The 10565-nt window shown below is 35.6% G+C and carries 10 protein-coding genes and 1 pseudogene; 5 read left to right on the forward strand and 6 right to left on the reverse strand.

Features of this window, described 5'->3' with window-relative positions; translation table 11 throughout:
* Window positions 1-2 precede the first annotated feature (2 nt).
* The 5 genes from L1967_RS20115 to L1967_RS20135 are packed head-to-tail and all read left to right on the forward strand — an operon-like array spanning window position 3 to window position 5870.
* Window positions 3-473, forward strand: coding sequence for a hypothetical protein (locus L1967_RS20115; protein ID WP_249603298.1), 471 nt, complete (start codon window positions 3-5; stop codon window positions 471-473).
* 4 nt (window positions 474-477) lie between these two features.
* On the forward strand, window positions 478-1881 hold the full coding sequence (locus L1967_RS20120) for a GspE/PulE family protein (protein ID WP_249603299.1): 1404 nt from the start codon (window positions 478-480) through the stop codon (window positions 1879-1881).
* Entirely contained in the window at window positions 1878-4112 is a 2235-nt protein-coding gene (locus L1967_RS20125) for a type II secretion system protein GspD (protein WP_249603300.1), read from the forward strand. The genes L1967_RS20120 and L1967_RS20125 overlap by 4 nt, the downstream gene beginning before the upstream one ends.
* Window positions 4113-4127: 15 nt before the next feature.
* Window positions 4128-5336, forward strand: coding sequence for a hypothetical protein (locus tag L1967_RS20130; protein ID WP_249603301.1), 1209 nt, complete (start codon window positions 4128-4130; stop codon window positions 5334-5336).
* Window positions 5337-5870 (forward strand): hypothetical protein, encoded by a 534-nt coding sequence (locus tag L1967_RS20135; RefSeq protein ID WP_249603302.1) that lies wholly within the window; start codon window positions 5337-5339, stop codon window positions 5868-5870.
* Here the strand turns inward: L1967_RS20135 and L1967_RS20140 are convergent.
* The 6 genes and pseudogenes from L1967_RS20140 to L1967_RS20165 form a co-directional block, all read right to left on the reverse strand.
* Window positions 5865-6524 (reverse strand): response regulator, encoded by a 660-nt coding sequence (locus tag L1967_RS20140; protein WP_249603303.1) that lies wholly within the window; start codon window positions 6522-6524, stop codon window positions 5865-5867. The two genes, L1967_RS20135 and L1967_RS20140, sit on opposite strands and share 6 nt — an antisense overlap.
* Window positions 6514-8499 carry an ATP-binding protein gene (locus tag L1967_RS20145; RefSeq protein ID WP_249603304.1) on the reverse strand — a complete coding sequence of 662 codons (1986 nt, stop codon included), beginning with the start codon at window positions 8497-8499 and terminating at the stop codon, window positions 6514-6516. Before L1967_RS20145 ends, L1967_RS20140 begins: the two co-directional genes overlap by 11 nt.
* A 41-nt stretch (window positions 8500-8540) precedes the next feature.
* Window positions 8541-8756: a hypothetical protein gene (locus tag L1967_RS20150; RefSeq protein WP_249603305.1), complete on the reverse strand. Its 216-nt coding sequence runs from the start codon at window positions 8754-8756 to the stop codon at window positions 8541-8543.
* A 131-nt stretch (window positions 8757-8887) separates the two neighbouring features.
* Entirely contained in the window at window positions 8888-9625 is a 738-nt protein-coding gene (locus L1967_RS20155; protein ID WP_249603306.1) for a LytR/AlgR family response regulator transcription factor, read from the reverse strand.
* Window positions 9626-10041: 416 nt separating this feature from the next.
* Complete coding sequence (locus L1967_RS20160; protein ID WP_249603307.1) at window positions 10042-10209, reverse strand: hypothetical protein; 168 nt, start codon at window positions 10207-10209, stop codon at window positions 10042-10044.
* A gap of 253 nt (window positions 10210-10462) precedes the next feature.
* Window positions 10463-10565, reverse strand: a pseudogene (locus L1967_RS20165) (IS1595 family transposase); the annotation flags it as partial.

Here is a 10565-nt window from a genome sequence, read left to right on the forward strand (position 1 = left end):
GCATGTGGGTAATCAATATCTGTATAAGCTTAACTCTGGGCACGATCACCTATCAGGATCTTACCTCTCGTTCGGTGTACTGGTTTTTATTTCCTCTACTCGCTTGTTTGGGCTGTTACTATCATTTTAATCGTTCCGGAAGTACAACAGTCACTTTACTTTTTATTGGTCTTAATCTGATTATTATTAGCAGTGTACTTTTATGTGTTTGGATGTACAGTCGCATCAAGTTAAAACGCAAATTGCAGGACACTTTCGGGCTTGGTGATATTCTTTTTTTCACTGCCATGGCACTTTGTCTCCCCACACCAAGTTTTATTATCACTTTCTGCTTTAGCCTGATTTTAAGCCTTGCGTTGCATTTGGTGTTCACAAAAGAGAAAAGTGTTCCATTAGCGGGTTTTATGAGTATTCATTACATTAGTGTATACCTTATCGACCTACTTGGCGTCTATCCAAATCTATTTTATTAAGCATATGGCAGGCCTGTTACATACCGACCTTAAGCAACTTATTTCCGCAGAGGAAGCTTATGCCTATCGCATTATCCCCAGCAGTTACACGGAAGAAAGCATTCGTTTTCTAAGCGACACTTCATCAAAAGAAGCACTTGTTCAGGAACTATCGATTATCTATAATAAAACCATACATATTGAGCTTACGGCTCCGGATAAACTGACGGAGCTTTTAGCCAAAAATTACCGAAAATCAAGCCAGTCGGAGACTTTAGATTATAACTTAAATTTCCTTGAAAAATTATTGATTACCGCAAAGAATTATGGTTCCAGTGATATTCATATAGAGCCGTATGAAAAATATAGTCGGGTTAGATTTCGTATTGACGGTCATTTAATAGAGCAATTTAAAGTTAATCAATCCCAATATCCTCAAATCGTTAATCAGGTAAAGATTAAAGCAGGCTTAGACATTTCTCAAAAAAGACTTTCTCAGGATGGTAGAATCGCTATCAATGCAGAAGGCAATGAATTCGACATCCGGGTATCCTGTCTACCTACGTTACATGGGGAAAAAATTGTTATGCGTATATTAAAGCGGGATACTTCGGACATTAACCTGGAGCACCTGGGCTTCACTGAAAAAGAATTGCAGGTCTATAAAGAAGGGATTAAAAATCCCAATGGGATAATTTTAATATCCGGTCCAACAGGATCCGGAAAAACGACCACTTTATACGGCACCCTCAAACTGCTTAATGAAGAAAGTAGAAATATCACGACCATTGAAGACCCTATAGAATATACCCTGGAAGGCATCAATCAGGTACAGTTGAAGGAAGATATTGGTTTTGATTTCCCGAGCGCACTTCGAACCTTCCTACGTCAGGATCCTGATATTATTATGGTAGGAGAGATTCGAGATGAAAAAACAGCAAACATGGCGATTAAGGCGGCATTAACAGGGCATCTGGTATTTTCTACTATCCATACCAATTCTGCCTGGGCGACTATTTCCAGGCTCATTGATATGAATATTCCGCCATTTTTAATCGCCTCTACATTAAAGATCAGTATGGCTCAACGTTTAGTACGAAAACTATGCCCGGAATGCAAAAAGGAATCCCCTGTAAGCAAGGAGCAATTCCCGATAGACTTTGAAATCCCAAAGGATATTAAACACAGTCATACGGCTGTGGGCTGTCAGAATTGTCATTTCACAGGATATTCCGGTCGAATTGCGATCTATGAAATTTTACCCATGAACAAAGCTCTTGAACAATTTGTTCAGTCGGGGCATTATGATATAGCCCCATACTTGAAAGAACAGGGCATTCCAACCTTAGATGAAAATGCACTTCGTTTATTACGCTCAGGTTTGACGTCTAGCGAAGAAATTTATTCATTGTTATCTCACCGAATATGACCTTAGAACGACATACCCTCTATCTTATTTTTATTTTAAGCCTGGCATTGAGTTGCTGTAGCTTGAATACATGGGCTCAGGAAGATGCCATAAGAATTGAAAACCTCGAACGTGATCTGGATAGCTATGCTCGGGAATATCCAGCGATAAATGAAGAAGTTAACATCAACCTTTCCAATACCTCTTTATCCAATTTTTTACTGGCAGTGGCTAAAGTCCATGATATCAATTTTCATCTGAGTCCGGCACTTGGAAATATTACTATTGTAAACAATTTTGGCGATGTTAGCATTAAAAATCTCTTGGTCTTTGTTGCCAAAGAATATGAGTTAGATTTTAATTTCACAGGAAACATTATTTCCATATCTCCCTATGAACCCGTTCCTCCTCCTATTCAGGAACAGGAACCGAATGTCACCTATAAGGCGCAAAACAATACGATTAGTCTGGATCTAAAAAATGATCCACTTCGCAAAGTATTCCGTAAGATTACAAATGTCACCGGCACCAATCTGGTATATTCTCCCGGCATGGAAAATCTGCCATTAAGCATTTACCTTAAAGACGTACCAATGACTAATGCTATTGAAAAAATGGCATTAGCAAACAATTTACGTGTCACAAAATCGAGGGATGGATTTTATATTTTTAATCTAATAGCACAAAACGGAGAGGGAAATATGTATTCTGCATTGGAAATGTCCGACAACTTTCAGTTTCAGGTTTTGGACTCCATACATAAAGTAATTGCTGTCGAATTTAGAAATGCCTCCTCAGCAGCTGTAATCCGATCAGTTTCCGAAGCCCTTGGAGTAGATTATTACCTGGCTTCGCCGCTGGAGAATCTGGGAAATTTAAGCTTCAGCTCCGATAATATTCATTACGACCAATTGTTACAATATATTTTTGAAAGCACTCAGGAGCAACAACCTGTTTTAAGCGAAGACTTTAACCAAAACGGTCAGGGCAGTCAAAACTATCAGTCCAATAACCGTGGAAACGCTGTTCCCAACAGTAGCATAGCAAATCAAAATTCTTCACAGGCTTTCACCTATCGTAAGGAAGGTGAGCTTTACTTTTTTGGCTATGCCAATCTATTATCATTAAAAGATATTGCTGTAATTCCAATGATGTATCGATCGGTTCAATTACTCTCCGACCCTACCAACAATTACTCAGCAAGAAAACGTAATCGCAACAGCAATTTTGTCACAGGAAACACAAATTATTACGGCAGCAATAACTACAATAATAATATGGGTACTCCCCCCTACTCCAACAATACCAGAAATACATCAGGCAATTATAATAGTTATGATCCGGATGAATCGGATATTTCTTTAGATGCCATAAAAAAGATCATTCCTGAAGAGTTATTACAAAACATCCATTTAAAAATTGATGCGGAGCTTAATAGTTTTGTGGTTACCGGGAAAGCTACGGATATCAACAGGTTTCGGGATTTTGTAGAATATATTGATAAACCCGTTCCTGTTATTCTTATTGAAGTGATGATTTTAGAAGTTAACAAATCTGCTACAGTGGAAACTGGAATTAATTTTGGTCTTGGAGAAGAAGAAATTGATACAGAAGGACAAGCCTTTCCCAATACCAACATGCAAATTGGCGCACAAACGGTCAATAAAGTCATTGGTGGCTTCGATGGTTTTGGCTCTTTAAATTTAGGACGAGTATTACCTAATTTCTATATGAATATTAAGGCAATGGAATCCAATGGAAACCTGAAAGTTTTGTCTACGCCAAAACTGAGTACGTTAAATGGACACAAAGCTCATCTATCTAGCGGTCAGACCACCTATTATGCGGTAACAAATCAAAACTTTTTCGGCTCACAGATTCCTCAAACCAGTGAGATCACCAATTACTATCCTATTGATGCCGAGCTAGCCTTGGACATTCAGCCCTTTGTTTCCGGCAACGGGGAGATTACTTTGGACATTAATGTGATGCAATCCAGCTTTAATGGAGAGCGTATTGCGAAGGAAGCCCCTCCTGGAATGAACAGCAGAGAGTTTTCATCAATAATTAGAATGCGAGATCAGGATGTTGCCGTTTTAGGTGGTATTGAACAACGAACTAAAGATGATTCCGGATCAGGAGTTCCTTTATTAGCAAGAGTTCCTGTAATCAAATGGCTTTTCAGCGAACGTCGTCGTGAGGATTCTAAACGAAAATTAAACATCTTAATTAAGCCTACAGTCATCTATTAATATTCAGAAATAAGCATGCAAAGCATCTGGAAAAAAATAGCTTATGGAAGCCATATGCACGCTATTGCTCATATAAATGACAATAGTGAGCAGGATGGTTTCGAATGCTTCATCAACAAGGCTAAAAAAAATAAGGACAGTTTTGAAAATACAGCAAGCGTTCGGATTAAGGGTGAAGCAATAAAATCAAAAGCCAAAGAAGTATCGCATGCCCATCTTATTTTGGTTAGTGAACAGGTTCTTATCAAGAAGGTAAATGCTGTCAATAGTACTAAAAACCTAAGCACCCAAGTAAACCAGGCATTTCCTAATTTAAATCTGGAGGAGTTTTATTATCAAATTCTAAACGCGGGTTCATTTTCTTATATTGCTATTGTCAGAAGGCTGTATGCAGAATCGATCATAAAATATTATGAATCTCTTGGGATTGCGATCATTAATTTAAGTCTGGGATTTTTCTGTGCTTCCACTATTTTGCCTTTAATAGACAAGAAAAATAAAGCGAAATTACATGTTTACCCTTATACCCTTGATTTTAATGAAGACCAACTAACGGGCTATACTTATGAAGCATATAGTGAGGCTATTTATTATGCTATTGGTAGTGATCAAGTCCAGAGTAGCGAACTCATCAATATAGGTGCATTCACAAAATACCTTGAGGCATCTGAGAATTCAAACCTTGACAACTTAGCGCATAAACTTCAGCAGGCATTTTCTCAAAAAAAGATACTGGTCACTGGCATTCCTTCAGGCTTTGCGATTCTTTTTATCATTTTAATTATTAATACGTTGGTATTTACGAGCTACTATAACAAATTAGAAAGCATTAGAATCAATCAGCAACAGGAGCTTACACGGCTACACCAATCTCAGGAGTTAAAAAAAGCCATCGATAGTCTTAAGGTACAGCTAGCTCAAATACAACCTCAGTCAGGTCTTAACCCCAGTAAGATTACAAACACTATTATTGCGCATATTCCAGAGGAGATTAAGCTGTCTCGACTAGCATACCAGCCATTAGAAAAGCAGATCGCTCCGGAAAAACCGCTGAACCTGCTATCAAATTCAGTAATCATTAGTGGAACTACGAGGGAACAAACGGCGATTACCAGTCTTATAAATAATCTCGAAACCATGAAATTTACACAAGAAGCCATCCTAAATAATTTACAGCTAAATAAAGGCATATATGAATTTGCCATTAACATAAGGCTAAAGTAAATGGATACAAAAAAGAAAATCATCTTATATAGTCTCGGGCTTGTCTTGATTGGTATTGCCAGCTATCAATATGCGATCAAAAGGACACTGGACACTATCGAAGAATATAAAAGTTTAGAAGCCTCCTTGGCCAATACTCAAAACGTATCCATAGCCTTACCAAGGTTAAAAAAGCAAAAAAATGCTTTAGATTCTATTCTTCTGCTTAAAAACCAACCACAGGAGTTATATCAAAGTCAATTATTAGCCTTTATTCAAAAAGAAAGCGAAAGCAATACGGCTTTAAACCTTACCAGTTTTTTGGAACCTCACATCGTCAGTTTCGACGATAATAAACTTACTGAGTATAGCTATATCTTTAAACTCGAAGGTGATTATAAGTCGCTTGAAAAGTTATTTTACAACTTGAGTCAAAACTATCCAGAACAGGCAGCAAGCATAGATTTTAGAATCGAAAAAGAATATTATAATAGTAAAGAAAACTTAACCGCAACAATTATTTTAACCCGAAAGCGAATTGCTACCGGCTTATAAAAAGCCATGTTTTTTAGCAAAATCAATCAAGACCAAATCTCCCCCTTTAATATCAAAAATTTCTTTCATTACCCGTTTTCTTTTTTCAATTCCGGCCAGGGACAATGGAATATAGTCCGTCAGCTCTTTAGTCTGAATCCCTTTTGAGAGAAAATGTAAAATACTCCTATCAGTTTTATCTAACACAAAATCAGAGGTTATGGTAGAACGAAGCATGGCACTTATAGTACTGCTATAGTAAATATTTCCCTCTAAACATTTTTGTATGGCTGTATAAAACTCCTGTGGAGATATATCCCTTTTTAGAAGAAAGCTTTCTGGTTCCAGGCTTTTCATAATATTATACAGCCTATAGTTATCATTATACATCGTTAAAACCACCAACTTGGTTTGTGGAAACCATTTTCTAGAGAGCAGTCCGAGATCTTCTCCCGAAAAGATATTCATTTCATCATAAGCAGGGAGATTCATATCAAGGCAAATAATATCGTAAAAAATACCTTCATTTCTGGCTAGCTTAAGTTTTTTATAACCTTCTTTACAGGAATAAGCAGTATCAATATTATACTGTTCATTATCACGAAGTAAGACATTTTTATAACCTTCTACAATTAAGGCATGATCATCAATGATCAAAATTCTTTCAGCTTTCATAATATATAGGGATAATTATTTTCACGATTGTTTGGGACGGGAGGGAGGTAATGTTAAAGCTTCCCCTCATTTCTTGTGTCCGTTCCTTTATATTAGTCAACCCAATTCCTTTCTTTACAGTATCGACATCAAATCCAACGCCATTATCTTCCACCTCAAGTGTTATATATTTTTCATTTTTATCTACATTGATGCTCACTTTGGCTCCGGTTGCTTTAGCATATTTTTCGACATTAAATATAGCTTCCTGCAATATCCTAAAGATATTTATTTTATAAGATATAGGAATTTCGTTGAGATCAAAGGTACCAGTTTCGATACTTAAGCTAATATTAAAACTATATATAGCTTTTCTTTCTTCCAGAAAATTTTGGATAATTTGATAGAAACTCGTTTTAAGTACTTCGTTATTATCTCTTAATCCATGAGAAATCTCACGAATTTCTTCTTCGGTATTCTCCAGATCTTTCAAATATTGTTCACGCTGTTTTTCAATTGCTTGCCCTTGCTGACCATTTAGACTGGAGAGTAAAAACCGAATACCAAAAAGTTTACCTAACACACTATCATGCAATTCTTTAGACATTCTATTTTTCTCCAGGCGTCTACCTTCCTCCAGATGATTTTGTTGAGAAATAAGCAACTGATAAATGTCTTCATTGGATTTTACCTGAGCACGTTCCAGGCGTAATTTCTTCACTCGAATGCGCTGCATATTTAAAAAATAAATAAGGCTTACCAGAAGGAGTCCAATAACTCCTGAAATAATAATCAACTTTTTCTCGCTAGCAAGTTGTTCATTATTAGCGATCACTTTATTAGTTTCATATTGAGTTCTGGCAAACTTATTTTGGGTCTTTCGCTCAATATCAATTAGACTATCGGAAATTGCTATTCGTCGTTGCAGATATTTCTGAGAATTTTCAGGGTCTATTTGACCTAATAAATCCAAAGCATGAATAAGATCCGAAGCACTACTATTTTTTTTCGCATGAATTAATTCATCCCTAAGAATTGCTTTGGCACGAGAGATATTCCCGTTTTCAATATGATATTCTCCGATATGTATATTACTGACAGAAAGCCCTGAGTCGTCACCTAAACTATCTCTGATGGCTCTAGCTTCTTCTAGAGCATCAAAAATTTCCTTTCCCTTTTTCTTTAATTTAAGCTGAGAATATGCAAGGTTATCTACAAGTCTTGCATATAGTTCCCGATCTTTTTGATATATACTATCCCATTGCAAACCTTCCTTTGCTAGTCTAATAGACTCTTCATAATCATGATGTTCACGATAAATCACTGCAAGATTATTTTTGGAAGCAGCTATAAGATTAAGATCAGACATTTCTTTAGCTTTTTCCAAGGCTATAGAATGATATGAAAGTGATAATTCGAAGTTATTAAGATTGTTGTGAATAATTCCTAAACTATTATAACATTTATATAATCCCCGATTATCATTTAAGTTTTCATATATTCGAATCGCATCAATAGTAGTTACCTCTCCTCCTATATAATCTTTCAAGTTACGCTGAACGATGCCCGCACTGTATAGCATAGATGCTGTATGTTTTTGGTCTCCAAATACCTCAAATATTTCAAAAGCTTTTATAAAATAAAAATAAGAACTATCAAGGTGACTAGTATATTCATTGAAGTTCGCTCTATCCCAATATGCTTCCGCTGTTTCAATAGAATTTCCATTTATCTGAGATAAGTATAAAAATTGAGAATTCCACGAATAAAAATTTGAAGAATCCTTTTGTTTTCTATAATACTTGCTCAGTTCAGAAGCGAGCTCAATCTTAACTGAATCTGATAAGGATTTCCAAACTGTATGCTTCGAACGTGGCTCATCAATAATTTTCTGCTTAATTATATCAACTCTATCCACAGTTTTGTTTGATGAAATCCGGTCACAAGCAATCATTGAGAGTAACAAAAAGAATAAGTAAATTAGCCCGTTTTTCATATTGGGCTAATTTACTAATATTTTGAGATTGCAATACGGCTTTATCCTCTTTCATTTGATGAACCTTCTTCTTCTCCTTCGGTGTCAGTAGTATTATAGACGCTATCATTCTCAGTACTTGCAGACTCTCTTAAGTCAAGGTCTTCCACATCAATTTTATACTGATTATTCATTTCTGCTTCTTCGATAAGATCATCTTGGGTACATGACTGAATTAAGAGTAGAAGTAGCGCTAGAGATACATAATTTTTAAGCATAAGAGTTATGATTTAATTGTTAATAAAAACCAAAACTATATGTTAAAAATCCCTAAAATAAACTTTGCAGCACCTGTTTAGTAACTGACAAGACCTACATAGTAAGTAGTAAAAAAATCAGGGTAATTGACTTAGTTCAGCACGGTTGCAAATTGATCAGCAATCATTGTATCGTTAAAAAATTTAACAGAATCTTTATATTTTCTGGAGAATGGTAGGTTAACAGTATCAAAATTAGCCTTCATGCTAATTTTAGACTTTCCAAAATTAATTCGATTAATTTGTTGTGAATTAATAATGTAGCTGTTATGTATACGAATAAAGAATTTAGGTAGCTTTTCCTGAAACTTTTTCAGGGTTTCGAAGGCGGCAATTTTATTTCCTGTATTTAAGAAAATATCGGTGGTATTGTTATCTGCCTGTAGGTATAGGATATCATCAATATCAATATAATGGTAATCGGAATTATTTTTGAGGCATAGCCTACTGATCTGTTTACTCGCCTTTTTTTTAAAGCGCAGCATACATTTTCGCATTTCGAATTCGCTAACCGGCTTAAGAATATAATCAACGAAATCATTTTTTATGGTTAGATAAGCCATTTCTTTACTTTCTGATAGGCCTACAAAATTGGGTAGATTATCGGTGTATTGAAATAGTTGGTTTACAAACTCAAAACAGCTTATATCGGGAAGTCTCATATCGAGATCCAAAAAAATAAGATCGGGGCTTTCTTTAAGAATTACATTGGAAGCTTCGTCAAAATTAGAAGTAATGTTTAGGCAAATAAATTCTGGAAAGTTACTTAATTGATAAGTAACCTGACGTACAGTTTCCGTTTCATTGCTTATAACAATATACCTAAACATTCTTCTTTTACTCGTGCAGCAAAGCTGCTTTTACTAACTAACTAAATCTAAAAATTGCTCCATCGGCAAATTTAGATTTGAAAAAGGAGTTTAGAGTACTCCACAACCATACTAAAAGTAAGGTTGAATAGGGTGGATAACAACACAACCTTACTTTTAGTAAGGTTTCGCATGCAGGAAATATCCTTTAAGAATAGTAATATTGTCTGCAACTTCTAAGTTAAGGGAGGGATAAGTTTAGTAGGGTAAGCTTTTCCCTCCCGTCTTCTTTCAATACCTACGTAATTACGTAAAAATGAAAGCGTGGTTTTACTAAATTACTAAATCGTATGGATTTCAGTAAAATCAGTCTTAAATCAATTTAAATTGATCCACGCAAGTCAACATCTAAGACCTGAGCTTTTCGATGCATTAGTTTACAAATAGCGTTCCGTTATATTCTTTACCATACTCAGCTTAATCGTTAAAACCACATTAGATTTTACGCCATGATCTGTTTTGGTAAGCTCAAGCAAGACCATATGATCTTTCACCTGAATAACGGTTCCTTCTAATTTTCCGGCCTCAATGGTTTCAATCGTCATATGATAGCCTATAAGGTCAGCAGTTTGGATTTCATCTCGTTGAAATTCTTCACCAATTCCAGTATTTACTAGAGGTTATAATAATCCTAAATTTGAGATATGGGTTGCAATGTTTTCATAACTCCCAATACCACAAATATTTGGTTTAGATCTTCATCTGAGGCGGGAGTAATGAACTTTATAACATTCCCCACATTTAACTGCTATAGTTCCAAGATTTACGAATTTAGAAATTTTTATTGATTATCCGCAATTAGTCATAACCTGTAATTCCTGCTATAACGAGCCTATCGAAGAGTTTTTCTCCGAAATATCTTCTGTTGAGTTTGTAGATAAATTCATTCAGGTATAACTGT

It is taken from the genome of Zunongwangia pacifica (assembly GCF_023499215.1).
GTDB lineage: Bacteria > Bacteroidota > Bacteroidia > Flavobacteriales > Flavobacteriaceae > Zunongwangia > Zunongwangia pacifica.

Excerpts from the sequence above, each read along its gene's own strand:
- L1967_RS20115 (WP_249603298.1), top strand. The coding sequence starts at position 3 with ATGTGGGTAATCAATATCTGTATAAGCTTAACTCTGGGCACGATCACC.
- L1967_RS20120 (WP_249603299.1), top strand. The coding sequence starts at position 478 with ATGGCAGGCCTGTTACATACCGACCTTAAGCAACTTATTTCCGCAGAG.
- L1967_RS20125 (WP_249603300.1), top strand. The coding sequence starts at position 1,878 with ATGACCTTAGAACGACATACCCTCTATCTTATTTTTATTTTAAGCCTG.
- L1967_RS20130 (WP_249603301.1), top strand. The coding sequence starts at position 4,128 with ATGCAAAGCATCTGGAAAAAAATAGCTTATGGAAGCCATATGCACGCT.
- L1967_RS20135 (WP_249603302.1), top strand. The coding sequence starts at position 5,337 with ATGGATACAAAAAAGAAAATCATCTTATATAGTCTCGGGCTTGTCTTG.
- L1967_RS20140 (WP_249603303.1), bottom strand. The coding sequence starts at position 6,524 with ATGAAAGCTGAAAGAATTTTGATCATTGATGATCATGCCTTAATTGTA.
- L1967_RS20145 (WP_249603304.1), bottom strand. The coding sequence starts at position 8,499 with ATGAAAAACGGGCTAATTTACTTATTCTTTTTGTTACTCTCAATGATT.
- L1967_RS20150 (WP_249603305.1), bottom strand. The coding sequence starts at position 8,756 with ATGCTTAAAAATTATGTATCTCTAGCGCTACTTCTACTCTTAATTCAG.
- L1967_RS20155 (WP_249603306.1), bottom strand. The coding sequence starts at position 9,625 with ATGTTTAGGTATATTGTTATAAGCAATGAAACGGAAACTGTACGTCAG.
- L1967_RS20160 (WP_249603307.1), bottom strand. The coding sequence starts at position 10,209 with ATGACGATTGAAACCATTGAGGCCGGAAAATTAGAAGGAACCGTTATT.